We start from the raw sequence: 14,687 nt of genomic DNA, 5'->3' as shown, positions 1-14,687 counted from the left end.
CCGTGAGCACCACCGTCCCCGCCCGTCCCGTCCTCTACCGCAACGGCTCCGTCTACAGTCCCGCGGACCCGTTCGCCACGGCCCTGCTGGTCGACGGCACCCGCGTGGCCTGGGTCGGCTCCGAGGAGGCGGCGCAGTCCCTGCAGGACTCCTCCATGGACGTGGTCGACCTCGACGGGCGGCTGCTGGCCCCGGGGTTCGTGGACTCCCACGTGCACGTGACCGAGACCGCGCTGGCGCTGTCCACCCTCGACCTCACGGCGGCCGGCTCCCTGCACGAGGTGCTCGACGCCGTGGCCGGCGCCGCCCGCACGAGCACGGGCCCGGTCCTCGGCTCCGGCTGGGACGAGTCCGTGTGGCCGGAGCGCCGGGCGCCGACGGCGGAGGAGCTCGACCGGGCCGCCGGCGGGCGCGAGGTCTACCTGACCCGCATCGACGTCCACTCCGGGGTGGTGTCCTCGTCCCTGGCCCGGCGGCTGGGCCTCGCCGGCACCGACGGGTGGCTCGGCGACGGCCGCGTGGAGAACCTGGCCCACGACCGGGTGCGCGGCGCGGCCCTCGACTTCGACGCCGGGCGCCGCGCCGAGCTGCACCGGCTCGCCCTGCGGCACGCCGCGGCCCAGGGATACGTGGCCCTCGTCGAGGCCAACGCCGAGCAGGTCGCCCCCTTCGAGGACCTCGTGCGGCTGACGGCTCTCGCCAACCACGGGGTCGGCGCCGAGGGCGCGACTCCCCGCGTGCTGCCCTACCGGGGGGAGCTCGTGGCCACGGCCCAGGAGGCGCTGGCGGTGGCGGAGCGGTTCGACACCGCCCTGGCGGACCTGCTCGGACGCCCCGTGGAGCGGCGGGAGTCGCTCGTGGGGCTCGCCGGGGACCTGTGCGTCGACGGCGCCCTGGGCTCCCGCACCGCAGCCCTGCGCGCTCCCTACGCCGACGCCCCCGGCGACCTGGGGGACCGCTACCTCGACGCCGCGGCCGTGGCCGCCCACCTCGCCGCGACCACGGAGGCCGGTCTGCAGGGCGGCTTCCACGTCATCGGGGACGCCGGGATGGACATCGTCCTCGACGGCCTCGACCGCGCCGAGGCGCTCGTGGGCGAGCGGGCCCTGCACAGCGCCGGCCACCGTCTGGAGCACGCCGAGATGATCGACCCGGAGGGCATCGAGCGGCTCGCCCACCACGCCGTGACCGTGTCCGTGCAACCGGGCTTCGACGCCGCCTGGGGCGGACCGGGCGGGCTCTACGAGCAGCGCCTCGGGGCCGACCGGGCGGCCGCGATGAACCCGATGGCCTCCTTCTACCGCGCCGGGGTCCCGGTGGCCCTCGGCAGCGACGCCCCCGTGGTGCCGCTGTCCCCGTGGGAGACCGTCCGCGCCTGCCTCCAGCACCACGACCCGGACCAGCGGATCTCCGCGCGGGCCGCGTTCCTCGCCTCCACCCGGGGCGCGTGGCGGGCCGCCCGGCACCCCGACCCCATGCAGGGCCAGCTCGCGCCCGGCACCCCGGCCACGTTCGCCGTCTGGGACGTCGAGGCCCTCATGGTGCAGCAGGCCGAGGGGACCGGCTCCGCCTGGAGCACCGACCCGCGCGCCCGCACCCCCCTGCTCCCCGCGCTCGACGGCGCGTCCCTGCCCGTGTGCCGCCAGACCGTGCTCGACGGCGTCGAGCTGTACCGCTCCGCCGGGTTCTGAGCCGCGGGGCGCCCGGCCGCCCCGCGCCGATCGGATCTTGGTCGCAGGCGCGGGGCAGGTTAGGCTGGGCAACTGCTGCCGGGTGGGCTCGCTCGTCCTTAGAAAACAGGCCGGCATCCCCTCAGGGCCGGACTGGTCCGAAGACGAGGGAGCCTGCCCTGTGGTGCGGCAGGCAGACCTCGAAAGGAACCACCCGGTGCGCGTACTGACCGTCATCCCCACCTACAACGAACACGAGTCCCTCCCGACCGTGATGGACCGGCTCCGCCAGGCCGTCCCGGACGGGCACGTGCTGGTGGTGGACGACAACAGCCCGGACGGGACCGGCCGTCTCGCCGACGAGATGGCCGCCGCGGACGGGAACATCCACGTCCTGCACCGCACCAGCAAGGAGGGCCTCGGCGCCGCGTACATCGCCGGCTTCCGCTGGGGCCTGGCCCGGGACTACGACGTCCTGGTCGAGATGGACGCCGACTGCTCCCACCAGCCCGAGCAGCTCCCGCTGCTGCTGGACGCCGTGGAGCGCGGCGCCGACCTGGCCATCGGCTCCCGCTACGTCCCCGGCGGGCGCACCGTGAACTGGCCCCTGCAGCGCCAGCTGCTCTCGCGGGGCGGCAACCTCTACGCCCGGACGCTCCTGGGCTCCCGGATCCACGACATCACCGCCGGCTACCGCGCCTTCCGCCGCGAGACCCTCGAGCGGATCGGTCTCGAGACCGTCGACTCCAAGGGCTACTGCTTCCAGATCGATCTCGGCTGGCGCACCGAGCGGGCCGGCCTGAGCGTCGTCGAGGTGCCCATCACCTTCGTGGAGCGCGCCGAGGGCGAGTCCAAGATGAGCCCGGACGTGACCCGGGAGGCCGTCGTGCGCGTGGCCCAGTGGGGGCTCACCGCCCGCGCCAGGACCCTGGCGGGCAAGCTCACCCGCCGCTGAGCCTCTGACCGGCGCGCTGCCCGGCACGTGCGGAGGGCCCCACCCGAACCGGGTGGGGCCCTCCGCACGTGCCGGGCGACGGGATCAGATCGCGTGCTTCTCCCGGTAGAACTCGACGCGCTGGGCGAGGATCTCCTCCAGCTCGTCCGTGCTGCGCCGCTCCAGGAGCATGTCCCAGTGCGTGCGCTGGTGCTTCTCGTTGGGGTTCACCGGCTTCTCGCCGTTGACGATGATCGCTTCCTTGCCGGTCTTCGACACCCACACCGGCGGGATCTCGGCCTCCGCCGCGAAGGTGACGGTGACCTTCTCGCCGTCCGCGGTGCGGTACTCGACGCGCTGGCGCGGGGCCGGCTCGACACCGGCCTCGGTCTCCATGGACTGGGAGCCCAGACGCATTCCCCTGAGGCTGCGGTCGCTCATTGTGGTGGTTCCTCCATAACTGACGGTGGCCACGGCAGTGGCGCACGCTCGGGCTGACGGCGGGTCGCACGGACCCGGGATCCGCTGGGTGCAACGCACGGGCTCCCGGGGTTGTTCCCCGGGGCCCGGGCCCGCCGCGTCAGCGCGCGGCCGGGCCGTCCTGCGGCGGCATCGGGTCGTCGAGGCGCACGGGGGCCTCCGGGTCGATGGTCGAGGGCCGGGGGATGGTGAACTCGTCCGGGTCGACGGTGGTGCGCTCCAGGTTGGGCTGCAGGTCCTCCTCCGTCACCCGGACGGCGTCCGGCTTCACGAGGGGCTCGTCCGCGGGCTCGGGCTCCGGCATCTCGTCCGCGTCCGACCAGGTCCGGTCCGGGCCGTCCTCGTCCGGCCTGGAGAGGAAGTCACCCACGCCCCGCAGGGCGTCGCCGAGCTCGGCGGGGATCATCCACACCTTGTTGGCGCTGCCCTCGGCGACCTTGGGCAGGGTCTGGATGTACTGGTAGGCCAGCAGCTTCTGGGTCGGCCGGGCCCGGTGGATCGAGTCGAAGACCTTCCGGATGGCCTGGGCCTCGCCGTCCGCGCGCAGGATCGCGGCCTTCGCCTCGCCCTCCGCGGACAGGATGGCCGCCTGCCGCTGGCCCTCGGCCATGAGGATCCGCGACTGCTTGTCGCCCTCGGCCGTGAGGATCACCGCGCGGCGCTCCCGCTCGGCGCGCATCTGCTTCTCCATCGAGTCCTGGATGGACGGCGGGGGAGTGATCTCCTTGATGTCCACCCGCGACACCCGGATGCCCCAGCGCCCCGTGGTGGAGTCCAGGACCCCGCGCAGCTCGGCGTTGATCTTGTCGCGGGAGGTCAGCGCCTCCTCGAGGTTCAGACCGCCCACCACGTTGCGCAGGGTCGCCGACGTCAGCTGGTCGGCGGCCTGGATGTAGTCGACGATCTCGTAGGTGGCGGCCCGCGGATCCATGACCTGGAAGTAGACGACCGTGTCGATGCCGACCACGAGGTTGTCCTCCGTGATCACGGACTGCGCCGGGAAGGACTGGACCTGCTCGCGCAGGTCGATGAGGGGCAGGAGACGGTCCACGAACGGGATGAGGAAGTGCAGACCGGGGGTGAGGGTGCTCTGGTACTTGCCGAGTCGCTCGACGATCCCGGCCCGGGCCTGCGGGATGATCCGCACCGACCTCAGCAGGATGATGAAGACCAGGACGACCAGGATGACGAGCAGGACGATGACGGCTAGGTCCACGGGTGCCTCTCTCGGTGGCGCCGCTCCGGGCGGCGTTCCCGCCGGGCCGGTGCGGTCTTGGGGGTCAGAAGGACGGGCGCGGCGCCGGCCCGCCGTCGGCGGCCGGAGCGGGGTACGGGGCCACGAGGACGGTGGCGCCCTCGATGTCGTGGACGAAGACGTCGGTGCCGGGGGGCAGCTGCTCGCCGGTGACCGAGCGGGCGCTCCAGGTGTCGCCCTCCAGGCGCACCAGCCCGCTGCGGCCGGTCACGGGGTCCAGGACCTGGCACGGGAGGCCGATGAGCCGGGCGGCGTTGGACGCGGTCCCGGGCGTGGACCGGTTGAGGCGGCGCAGGGCCACCGGTCGCACCACGAAGATGAGCAGCACCGAGGCGAGGGCGAACGTCACCACCTGGAGCACGAAGTTGTCCGTCACCCAGCTCACCGCGAAGGCCAGCAGCGCGGCGGCGGACATCATCAGGAAGAGGAAGTCCAGGGTGAGCATCTCGACGGCGGCCAGAGCGATCACGACGATCAGCCACAGGACCCACGAGTTCTCGACCAGCCACTCCCACATGTCCGTCCCCGGCCTTCCGATCCGCGTCCGCGAGGGCACCCTCGCCTTGGACCCATTCTGCCCCACGGGCCTGACAGGACGCTGGAGCGGCGTGGCGGCAGGGCTGCGGCCGGCGTCCCCGGAATAGGCGCTGTTCGGGTGGCGTTGGGATCTCTACGGTGGTCGCACCGGACTCTCCGGAGACCGCAGGACGCCACCGTCCGTCGGTCCGGCCCGGTGCTGGTCCGCCCCCACAGACCCCCGGCACGCGGGAGGAGGAGATCCATGAAGCTCATCACCTCGGTGGCGGTCTCCGCCGCCGGCGCCTGGCTCGCCGGGACGGCGACCGCCGTGGTCGGCCTCTCCGCGCTGCAGTCCCGGCTGCCCGCCCTGATCGCGCGGGGCGTTCCCGCCGAGCCCGACTTCGAGCGCGCGTTCGTCCTGCTCGGCACGGGTCGCTGCGCGCCCGGCGACGACCGGGCGGAGGTGCTGCGGGCCCGGCTCGAGGAGTCCTGCGGCCGGCCCGTCGTCTACGTGGACCTCACCGTCGGGCCGGAGGCCTCCGCGCGCCGGGCCGCCCGCACCCGGGAGCTGGCGCGGGACTTCCACGCCGACCTCGTGCTGGACCACGACGTCGAGGACCCGGCCGGTCGGTCCTGAACGGCGCCGGTCACCCGCCGGTGGTCGTCACCGGCAGCGGCGCGGTGGCGTCGAGCAGGTGGAAGGCCTCCGCGCTGAAGTCGATGGCCACCTCGTCCCCGGCGGCGGCCTCCGGCACCTCGGACAGGTCGAGGGTCAGGACCGTGCCGTGGTCGAGCAGCACCGGGACCTGCTTGCCGCCGACCGTGTAGGTCAGCTCGTTCTCCCGGGACGGGATGTGGTTGACGAGACCCACCTTCTTCGGCGCGGTGGTCGGCTCGGTGCACCCGTAGTCGATGCACCAGCCCGCGGGGAGCGTCTTGACCTGGCTCAGCTCCGTGGTCCAGGAGTAGAGGGTCGTCTCCGGCGGGCTGCTGGCGAAGAACATGCCGCCGACGCGCAGCAGGTCGTAGTAGAGGGAGTCGATCTCCTGGTCCAGCACGTCGCTGGCCCCCGCGTGGATCAGGGCGTCCTGCCCGAGGCCGGCGTCCCGGATCGCGGCCACCGCACCGTCGAAGCGGTTCTTCTGGGCCACCGTGGTGTTGGCCGTGTCGTTGCGCTCGATGGCGTCCTTGTCCTCCGCCGTGACGGTGGAGAAGTGCGTGGCGATGCCGGCGAGCTCCAGGTGCGGGGCGTCCTCGACGGCTCGGGCCAGGGGGAGCGCCTCCTCGGGCACGACGCCCTCGCGCCCCATCCCCGTGTCGACCCACAGGTGGACCTTCAGCGTCCCTCCCGTGGTGGACAGCACCTGCTCCGCCGCCTCGACCCAGGCGGGGTCCGTTGCGGCGACCTCCACGTCGTAGTGCATCAGCAGCGGGATGTCCTCGATCTGGGCGACGTAGAGCACCGCGATCTTCGCCTCGACGCCGGCCTCGCGCAGGGCGATGGCGTCGTCGAGCTTCGGCACGAAGATGTAGTCGACCTCGGCGGCGTCCTCGATGACCTTGCCGAACACGTCCACGGGCTCGCCGTTCTTGAGCACGGCGCCGAGCTGGACGTTCGACGGGAAGTCGGCCCGGATCGCCTCGGCGTTGCTGCGCACGGTCTCCGTGTTCACGGTGAGGAGCGGGACGTCCTGCGTGCCCTGCGTCGTGTACGTGTAGGCGGTCTTCTCCCCGACGTCGCTCCCGCCGGAGGCGAAGGACACCTCCACCGTGCCCGGGGTCCCGCGGGCCGGGGCCACGCAGGCGTGGCGCGCGGAGCGGTCGTCGAACTCGCACTCGACCTCCGCCTCGCCGAAGCGGACGGTGACCGGGCCGTCGGTGCCCCCGCCGGTGTCCGCCAGGACCAGGTTCCCGCCCTGTAGACCGCCGTGCGAGGGGGAGAGGGCGACCGATCCGGAGGCGGTCGCGGGAGGCGCGTCCGAGCCCTCGTCCTGTCCGCAGCCGGCCAGCGCCAGCACCGACAGGGCCAGCACGGAGGTCACCAGCCGGCGCCCCCGGCCGTCCGTCACGATCACAGTGTTCCGTCGTCCCACGGATGTCCTCCCCTTGAACCAAGAATTTGCCGACGCGAATTCAGGTCGGCCACGGCGAGCGTATCGGCGGCCGGACCTTGAGGCCGGGTCGACGGTGGAATCCCCCCACAAGTGGCCACAAAAGGAGGGCCGGGCGGCGCAACACGAGGACATCGGCACGCTGACGGCGTCGCCAGGGGAGAGGCCCCGGTCTGTTCGGAGCGGGACGGTCGGTCCGCCGTGTCGTGGCGGTGCTGCGGCCCAGTGCGTCCAGTGCGCGAACACGAACTCGCCGATCAGCAGGGACAGCGCCGGCAGCACGCCCAGGAGGACCAGCACCGACCGCTCACCGTGGCGGAACCATGCGACCAGCGCGATGAGCACCGGCGCGACGACGACGAGCGCGGGCTCGGTGCCGCTGTCCGGCCGGACGACTGTCAGGACGGGCCCGACCGCGCCCAGCACGAGCCCGGCGGCGGAGAGGCCCACGGCCCACCGGAACGACGGCGTGCGCGGACACGGATGCCGAGCCCTGCGGCCCCCTGACAGCCTGCTCGGCTAAGCGCCGATAATCGACATTATGTAAAGTAGCGTGGAGCGGAGGCTCCCCTCCAGTCCGTTCCACCCGCTATGTACCACTCCCGAGCATCCCCCGTCGCGCACACCTCCGCCGGTCGTCGCACCGGCCGCTCCACCGGGACGCCGCGCCGCACGAGGACGTGATTCTCCTCGATCGCCCCGCCGTCCCGACCCGCATTCCGTCTCGAGTCCGGCACCCGAGGCCGTCCGGCGGCCCCCCGTGGCCTCCGGGCCCCGGACCATCGACCCCTGGTGGAAGGTTGAGACTTTTTTCGCTCGCAGCCCTCAACTCTCAAGGTGCACCTGAGGCTTTGGGAGGCCCGGATCGCGGCCCGTGGACGCCGCACTAGACTGCCAGCATGCACACGTCGGCCCCCCTCACCGCTCGCCCCGAGGAACGCACCACGCACTCCGGCCCCTGGTCCGCGGCGCTGACCGTGGACGTGCTGCTCGTCCTGCTGTTCGCCGGCCTCGGCCGCAGCACCCACGCCCTGGACGCCGCCGGCCTCCTGATCACGGCGTGGCCGTTCCTGGCCGGGCTCCTGCTGGGATGGATCGGGTGGCGGGTGCACCGCGCCCCGTTCGCCGTCTGGCCGCGGGGCGTCGCGCTGTGGTCGACGACCGTGGCCGTGGGCATGGCTCTGCGCCTGCTCGTCGGCGAGGGCACGGCACCGAGCTTCGTCCTCGTCACGCTCGCGGTGCTCGGCGTCTTCCTGCTGGGCCCCCGCGCCCTCGTCTCGGGGCTGCGCGCGGCCCGCTCCCGCCGCCCGCGCTGACCCCTCCGTTCCGCCGGTCCTGCCGGCCCCGCTCCCGCGAAAGGTGCTCCATGCTCACCGCCATCGTCCTCATCAAGACCTCCGCCGATCGGATCCCCGAGGTCGCCGAGCAGATCTCCGACATCCCCGGGATCAGCGAGGTGTACTCCGTGACCGGTGACTGGGACCTCATCGCGATGGTGCGCGTGCACCGGCACGAGGACCTCGCGGACGTCATCGCCGACCGGCTCTCCAAGGTCGAGGGCGTCGTGGGCACGAACACCAACATCGCGTTCCGGACCTACAGCAAGCACGACCTGGAGGCGGCCTTCTCGCTCGGCATCGACTGAGGGGCGCCGGGCCGGCGCCGGCCTCATGCCACCGGGCCGGAGTCCGCGCGGCGGTCGGGTGCACGGACAGCAGGAGGCCGGCGGGGGAACGCCCCGCCGGCCTCCGTCGTCGTCGGCCCTCCGCCGGCGCGGCTCCTCAGCGTGCGGTGTGGGCGATCCAGCGGTCCAGGACGGCGCGGGCCGCGCCGCTGTCCACCGACTCCTCCGCGCGCCGCACCGCCGCGGCCATCCGGTCCTGGAAGGACCCCGCGGCGCCGGTGTCGAAGGCCACGAGGCCGGCGGCGGAGTTGAGCAGCACGGCGTTGCGCACGTGCCCCTTCTCCCCCGCCAGGACCCGCTCGACCACGCCGGCGTTGTACCGGGCGTCCTGGCCGCGGAGGTCCTCGATCGTGGCCCGCGGCATGCCGAGGTCGAGCGGCTCGAGATCGTGGTGGTCGACCCGCCCGTCCCGGACCTCCCAGACCTCGGAGGGCGCCGTCACGGTGAGCTCGTCGAGGCCGTCGCCGCCCCGGAAGACGAGGGCCCGGTCGCCGCGGGCCGCGAAGACGCCCGCGATCAGTGGCGCCAGCGCGGGATCGGCCACGCCGACGGCCGAGGCCTCGACCCGTGCCGGATTGGTCATGGGCCCGAGGAAGTTGAAGGCGGTGGCCACGCGCAGCTGGGACCGGGCCGCCGCGGCGAAGCGCATCGACGGGTGGAAGGCCTGGGCGAAGAGGAACGTGATGCCCACGTGCCGGGCCGCGGACTCCACCATCTCGACCGGCTGGTCCAGCCGCACCCCGAGCGCCTCCAGGACGTCGGCGGAGCCGGACTTCGAGGACGACGCACGGTTGCCGTGCTTGACGACCTTCGCCCCGGCGCCGGCGCACACGAGGGCGGACATCGTGGAGATGTTGACGCTGGAGAGCCGGTCGCCGCCGGTGCCGACGATGTCCAGGGCCGGGCCGGGGATGTCGACCGGCCGGGCGTTGCCCACCATGGCGTCGGCCAGCCCGGTCAGCTCCTCGACCGTCTCCCCCTTCGCCCGCAGGGCCACGAGGAAACCGGCGATGACGACGTCGGACACCTCGCCCGACATGATCGTGTCCATGGCCCAGTAGGCCTGGTCGCGGGTCAGATCCGTGCCGGAGATCAGGGCGGTGATCAGGTCCGGCCACTCGAAGTGCGGGGCGGTCGTCGGTGTCGTCGTGTTCACGCCCCCGATCGTATCGCCCGCCGCCGGACCGGCCCGAACGGGCTCCCGGGCGTGGGATGCCCCTCGCCGAGGACTTGTGACACGGATCGCATCCGCGTCCCGGAAGCCCCCGGATCCCCGGCCTCCCGCGCCCGGACGCGCGAGGAGACGGCGCGGCTCGTCAGCGGGGGCCCTCGGCGTCCGGACACGCGAACCGCCCGACCCCGCCCCTGGTTGGTCCACCGGGAGTTTTGGCGACATAATGTCTCTGTGACGACTGCAACCCATACCCCAGCCAAGCCGGTAGGCGGGTCGATCAACCGACCCAACCTCACCTCAGTGGGCACCATCGTGTGGCTCGCTTCCGAGCTGATGTTCTTCGCCGGCCTCTTTGCCATGTACTTCACCCTGCGCTCCACCGCACCGGAGCTCTGGGCCGAGGAGTCCGCCAAGCTCAACATCCCGCTGGCCCTCGCCAACACCATCGTCCTGGTGCTGAGCTCGGTGACCTGCCAGTTCGGCGTCTTCGCGGCCGAGCGCCTCCAGCCCCGCCGGGCCGGCGGGCTGTTCGACGTCCGCCGGTGGGGAATGATCGAGTGGTTCGCCCTGACCTTCATCATGGGCGCGATCTTCGTGGCGGTGCAGTCCTTCGAGTACGCGGAGCTGGTCGCCCACGGCATCAGCATCCCGGCCAACTCCTACGGCTCCGCCTTCTACATCACCACGGGCTTCCACGCCCTGCACGTGACGGGCGGTCTCATCGCGTTCCTGTTCATCATGGGGCGTGCCTTCATCGCCAAGCGCTTCGGGCACTTCGAGGCCACCTCGGCGATCGTCGTGTCCTACTACTGGCACTTCGTGGACGTCGTCTGGATCGTGCTGTTCCTCGTGGTCTACTTCCTCCGGTAGGCCGCGCTGTCCGGAGGACGCACCAAGCAAACCAACACCGAGTTAAAGGAACGTTTGACGTGAAGGCACTTTCGCAGCAGCGACGCCACCCTCTGGCCGTCCTGGTCCTGATGGTCCTGGCCCTGCTCCTCAGCGGTGGGCTCTACGCAGTCGCCACCACCACCAACGAGGCCCAGGCCCAGACCGAGTCCTACACCGCGCAGGACATCGAGGAGGGCGAGAAGCTGTTCGTCGCGAACTGCTCCACCTGCCACGGCCTCGACGGCGCCGGGACCCCCTCCGGCCCGTCGCTCGTCGGCGTCGGTGCCGCCGCCGTCGACTTCCAGGTCGGCACCGGCCGCATGCCCATGCAGGCCAACGGGCCCCAGGCCGAGAAGAAGGCGGTCCAGTTCAACGACGAGCAGGTCCGCCAGTTCGCCGCCTACGTGGCGACCCTCGGCGCCGGCCCGGGCATCCCCGAGGAGCAGTACCTGGACGTCTCCCAGGGCAACGCCGCCAACGGTGCGAAGGTGTTCCTCGCGAACTGCGCCATGTGCCACAACGCCGCCGGTGCCGGCGGTGCGCTGACCCGCGGCAAGTACGCCCCCTCGGTGATGGACGTCGAGGAGAAGCACATCTACGAGGCCATGCAGACCGGCCCGCAGAACATGCCGGTGTTCAACGACGCGAACATCACCCCCGAGGAGAAGCGGGACGTCATCACCTACCTGAAGACCCTCGAGGACAACCCCAACCCCGGTGGGTTCGGGCTCGGCGCCCTCGGCCCGGTGTCGGAGGGCCTGTTCGTCTGGACCATCGGGCTCGCCGTCATCATCGGGTTCACCGTCTGGCTCACCTCGCGCTCCGCCTGACGGGCCGTGCCGGCAGCGGATGTCGGACCCCGAAGCTACGATCAACTGCACCAAGAGAAGAATGAGGGACCACATGGGAAGCCACAGTGACGGCACTCCCCACCAGTCGGGAACCGTTGCCACCACGGGCACCACGGCAATGGAGCGTTTCCCCGACCCCGGACTGCCCCCGCACCGCCCGCGCCTGACGGACATCGACTCCGCGGCCGCCAAGCGCGCCGAACGGCAGGTCGTCCTGCTGTTCCTGATCTCGATCATCGGATCGATCCTGTTCTTCGTCGGGTACTTCGGCGTCCGCGTCGACGGACCCATCTACGACGTCACGAACACCGCGCCCACGCAGGCCCTCCAGCTGCAGAACCTGCTGCTCGGCCTCGGCGTCGCCCTGGGCATGTTCGGCATCGGTCTCGGCGTGGTCCACTGGGCCCGCACGCTCATGCCGGACCACGAGCTGGTCGAGAACCGGCACGCGGTGCGCACGGAGGAGCAGCGCGCCGAGGCGCAGAGCATCCTGACCACGATCTACGACGAGTCCGGGATCAAGCGCCGGCCGCTGCTGCGCAACACCCTCATCGGCGCGGCCGTGCTCGCTCCCCTGCCGTTCGTCGGCATGCTCCGGGACCTCGGCCCGACCGATCTGGACGTCCTCAAGGAGACCCTCTGGGACGAGGGGATCCGTCTGGTGCGCGATCCCTCCGGCACGCCCATCAAGGCCTCGGACGTCACGCTCGGCTCCACGTTCCACGTGGTCCCCGAGAACCTGAGCGCCATCGGGCACAACGAGGGCTACCTCGACGAGAAGGCCAAGGCCGTGGTGCTGCTCATGCGCCTCGACCCGGACACCGTCAACGTCTCGCCCGAGCGGTCCGACTGGAACGTCGACGGCATCTTCGCCTACTCGAAGGTCTGCACCCACGTCGGCTGCCCGGTCGCGCTCTACGAGCAGCAGACCCACCACCTGCTGTGCCCGTGCCACCAGTCCACGTTCGACCTCGCGAACGAGTGCGAGGTCATCTTCGGGCCGGCTGCCCGGCCCCTTCCCCAGCTGCCGATCACTGTGGACGACGAGGGCTACCTCGTGGCCCGCAGCGACTTCCAGGAGCCGGTCGGTCCGACCTACTCGCAGCGCGGTACCCATGTCGAGGAGATGCAGGGTGAGGCGAACTGATGTCCACGTCCACTGATTACGAGTACAAGCCCCAGACGGGCGCCGGCCGGATCGCGAACTTCGTCGACACCCGTGTCGGCATGTCGCCGATCGTCAAGGAGTTCGGCCGGAAGATCTTCCCTGACCACTGGTCCTTCATGTTCGGCGAGGTGGCGCTGTACACCTTCGTCATCCTGCTGCTCTCCGGCACGTTCCTGGCCCTGTGGTTCGAGCCGTCGATGGCGGCCCTGGAGTACGAGGGCTCCTACGTCCCGATGCAGGGCGTCGAGATGTCCGCGGCCTACGCGTCCTCGCTCGACATCTCGTTCGACATCCGCGGCGGGCTCTTCCTGCGCCAGATCCACCACTGGTCCGCGCTGGTCTTCGCCGCCGCCGTGTCCGTGCACATGCTGCGCGTGTTCTTCACGGGGGCCTTCCGCCGGCCGCGCGAGCTCAACTGGCTCGTCGGCGTCGCGCTGTTCCTGCTCGCGATCGTCGCCGGCTTCACCGGCTACTCGCTCCCCGACGACGTGCTCTCCGGCAACGGTCTGCGCATCGCCGACGCGATCCTGAAGGCACTCCCCATCGTGGGCGCCTACCTGTCGATGTTCCTGTTCGGCGGCGAGTTCCCCGGCCACGACATCATCGCGCGCCTCTACATCCTCCACGTGCTCGTGATCCCGGCGATCATCCTGATGCTGATCGTCGTCCACCTGTTCATGGTCGTGGTGCACAAGCACACCCAGTTCCCCGGCCCGGGCCGCACCGAGAACAACGTCGTCGGCTTCCCCGTGGGTCCGATCTACGCGGCGAAGGCCGGCGGGTTCTTCTTCATCGTGTTCGGCATCATGGCCCTGATGGCGGGCACCACCACCATCAACGCGATCTGGAACTACGGTCCGTACGATCCCTCCCCGGTGCAGGCCGGTTCCCAGCCCGACTGGTACATGGGCTTCACCGACGGAGCCGTGCGCCTCATGCCCGGCACCTGGCCGTTCAACTGGGAGTGGACGTTCTGGGGCATGTCGATCCCGATGAACGTGCTGCTGCCGATGGCGCCGCTCGCGGTGCTCTTCGGGCTCATGGCCGCGTGGCCCTGGATCGAGCGCTGGGTCACGAAGGACGACCGTGAGCACCACATCCTCGACCGTCCCCGGAACGCTCCGTTCCGGACCGCCATGGGCGCCGCCGGCGTGACGTTCTACACGATCATGCTCATCGCGGCCAGCGGCGACCTCATCGCCACGCACTTCAACCTGGCCGTCAACGACGTCCTGTACTGGCTGCGTGCCCTGTACTTCCTGGGCCCGATCCTGGCCTTCATGATCACCCGCAGGATCTGCCTGGCGCTGCAGCGCAAGGACCGGGAGATCGTCCTCCACGGCCGGGAGACCGGACGGGTGCAGCAGCTCCCCCACGGTGAGTTCATCGAGGTGCACGAGCCGCTCGACGAGTACAAGCGGTACCGTCTGGTCAACATGCCCGACTACCAGGTCGAGCCGGCCCAGCCGAACGCGAAGGGCAAGATCACGGCCACCGAGAAGACGCGGGAACGGATCAGCCGCTTCTTCTTCGAGGACCGTGTCGCCCCCGTCACCCCCGCCGAGCTCGAGGCGGCGCACCACCACCACGAGGCCGACGCCCTCACCACGGGTTCCCAGGACCGGGAGCTCGTGCGCTGAGCCGGCAGCACGCCTGACAGGGCCCCGAGGGGATCACTCCTCTCGGGGCCCTGTCGCATCTGTGGATGCGTCGCCGGCGGTCGGACACAGCGGAGACATGACCGCCGGACTCCTCCGACGGACCTCAGCGCCGTTCCGGCGGGACAGAACCTGCGAACCGCATTCCCCCGGCTCTTGCCGCCCCGAAGGCCCGCAGGACCGCGTCCAGGCCCTCCTGGCGGGACGCTACGGCCGCAAGCGACCGGTACCAGCCCGGGACTCCGCCGGAACCCGCCTCCGGACCGGCACCGGTCTGTCGATGCACTGGGCC

14 protein-coding genes are annotated in these 14,687 nt (G+C 71.5%); 9 read left to right on the top strand and 5 right to left on the bottom strand.

Going from position 1 to position 14,687, the window contains the following annotated elements:
- Window positions 1-2: 2 nt before the first annotated feature.
- Together AC6CH6_RS05185 and AC6CH6_RS05180 are read left to right on the top strand one after the other, a co-directional pair.
- Window positions 3-1,691: an amidohydrolase gene (locus AC6CH6_RS05185; protein WP_498254284.1), complete on the top strand. Its 1,689-nt coding sequence runs from the start codon at window positions 3-5 to the stop codon at window positions 1,689-1,691.
- 196 nt (window positions 1,692-1,887) lie between these two features.
- Window positions 1,888-2,625, top strand: a complete 738-nt coding sequence (locus AC6CH6_RS05180) for a polyprenol monophosphomannose synthase (RefSeq protein WP_109222708.1) — start codon at window positions 1,888-1,890, stop codon at window positions 2,623-2,625.
- A gap of 84 nt (window positions 2,626-2,709) precedes the next feature.
- Here the strand turns inward: AC6CH6_RS05180 and AC6CH6_RS05175 are convergent, their stop codons facing one another.
- From AC6CH6_RS05175 to AC6CH6_RS05165, 3 genes are all read right to left on the bottom strand, one after another.
- A complete protein-coding gene (locus AC6CH6_RS05175) occupies window positions 2,710-3,045 on the bottom strand; it encodes an RNA polymerase-binding protein RbpA (protein ID WP_031283042.1) in 336 nt (111 codons plus the stop codon).
- A 139-nt stretch (window positions 3,046-3,184) separates the two neighbouring features.
- Window positions 3,185-4,300 carry an SPFH domain-containing protein gene (locus AC6CH6_RS05170; RefSeq protein WP_498254283.1) on the bottom strand — a complete coding sequence of 372 codons (1,116 nt, stop codon included), beginning with the start codon at window positions 4,298-4,300 and terminating at the stop codon, window positions 3,185-3,187.
- A gap of 64 nt (window positions 4,301-4,364) precedes the next feature.
- Window positions 4,365-4,856: an NfeD family protein gene (locus AC6CH6_RS05165; protein WP_133410170.1), complete on the bottom strand. Its 492-nt coding sequence runs from the start codon at window positions 4,854-4,856 to the stop codon at window positions 4,365-4,367.
- Between the two features lie 264 nt (window positions 4,857-5,120).
- Here AC6CH6_RS05165 and AC6CH6_RS05160 point away from each other — a divergent pair, with 264 nt between their 5' ends.
- Complete coding sequence (locus tag AC6CH6_RS05160; RefSeq protein ID WP_498254282.1) at window positions 5,121-5,495, top strand: hypothetical protein; 375 nt, start codon at window positions 5,121-5,123, stop codon at window positions 5,493-5,495.
- Window positions 5,496-5,505: 10 nt separating this feature from the next.
- Here the strand turns inward: AC6CH6_RS05160 and AC6CH6_RS05155 are convergent, their stop codons facing one another.
- Window positions 5,506-6,951, bottom strand: coding sequence for an alanine racemase (locus AC6CH6_RS05155; RefSeq protein WP_498254281.1), 1,446 nt, complete (start codon window positions 6,949-6,951; stop codon window positions 5,506-5,508).
- Between the two features lie 917 nt (window positions 6,952-7,868).
- Between AC6CH6_RS05155 and AC6CH6_RS05150 the strand changes: the two genes are divergently transcribed.
- Together AC6CH6_RS05150 and AC6CH6_RS05145 are read left to right on the top strand one after the other, a co-directional pair.
- Complete coding sequence (locus AC6CH6_RS05150) at window positions 7,869-8,285, top strand: DUF3054 domain-containing protein (RefSeq protein WP_498254280.1); 417 nt, start codon at window positions 7,869-7,871, stop codon at window positions 8,283-8,285.
- Between the two features lie 50 nt (window positions 8,286-8,335).
- Window positions 8,336-8,614, top strand: coding sequence for an Lrp/AsnC family transcriptional regulator (locus AC6CH6_RS05145; RefSeq protein WP_017833527.1), 279 nt, complete (start codon window positions 8,336-8,338; stop codon window positions 8,612-8,614).
- 136 nt (window positions 8,615-8,750) lie between these two features.
- On the opposite strand, the gene trpD is transcribed toward AC6CH6_RS05145, so the two are convergent.
- On the bottom strand, window positions 8,751-9,809 hold the full coding sequence (gene trpD / locus AC6CH6_RS05140; RefSeq protein WP_498254279.1) for an anthranilate phosphoribosyltransferase: 1,059 nt from the start codon (window positions 9,807-9,809) through the stop codon (window positions 8,751-8,753).
- A 249-nt stretch (window positions 9,810-10,058) separates the two neighbouring features.
- Here trpD and ctaE point away from each other — a divergent pair, with 249 nt between their 5' ends.
- The 4 genes from ctaE (at window position 10,059) to qcrB (ending at window position 14,377) form a co-directional block, all read left to right on the top strand.
- Entirely contained in the window at window positions 10,059-10,697 is a 639-nt protein-coding gene (gene ctaE, locus AC6CH6_RS05135) for an aa3-type cytochrome oxidase subunit III (protein ID WP_081994597.1), read from the top strand.
- A gap of 59 nt (window positions 10,698-10,756) precedes the next feature.
- Entirely contained in the window at window positions 10,757-11,548 is a 792-nt protein-coding gene (gene qcrC, locus AC6CH6_RS05130) for a cytochrome bc1 complex diheme cytochrome c subunit (protein WP_498254278.1), read from the top strand.
- A 73-nt stretch (window positions 11,549-11,621) separates the two neighbouring features.
- Window positions 11,622-12,716 (top strand): cytochrome bc1 complex Rieske iron-sulfur subunit, encoded by a 1,095-nt coding sequence (qcrA, locus tag AC6CH6_RS05125; RefSeq protein WP_498254277.1) that lies wholly within the window; start codon window positions 11,622-11,624, stop codon window positions 12,714-12,716.
- Window positions 12,716-14,377 (top strand): cytochrome bc1 complex cytochrome b subunit, encoded by a 1,662-nt coding sequence (qcrB, locus tag AC6CH6_RS05120; protein ID WP_284563734.1) that lies wholly within the window; start codon window positions 12,716-12,718, stop codon window positions 14,375-14,377. The genes qcrA and qcrB overlap by 1 nt, the downstream gene beginning before the upstream one ends.
- The last annotated feature ends 310 nt before the right edge of the window (window positions 14,378-14,687 follow it).

The sequence above is a fragment of the Kocuria sp. GQ42 genome (assembly GCF_059758435.1).
Note: the sequence above shows the minus strand (reverse complement) of the source record. Positions and strands in the feature narration are given on the sequence as shown.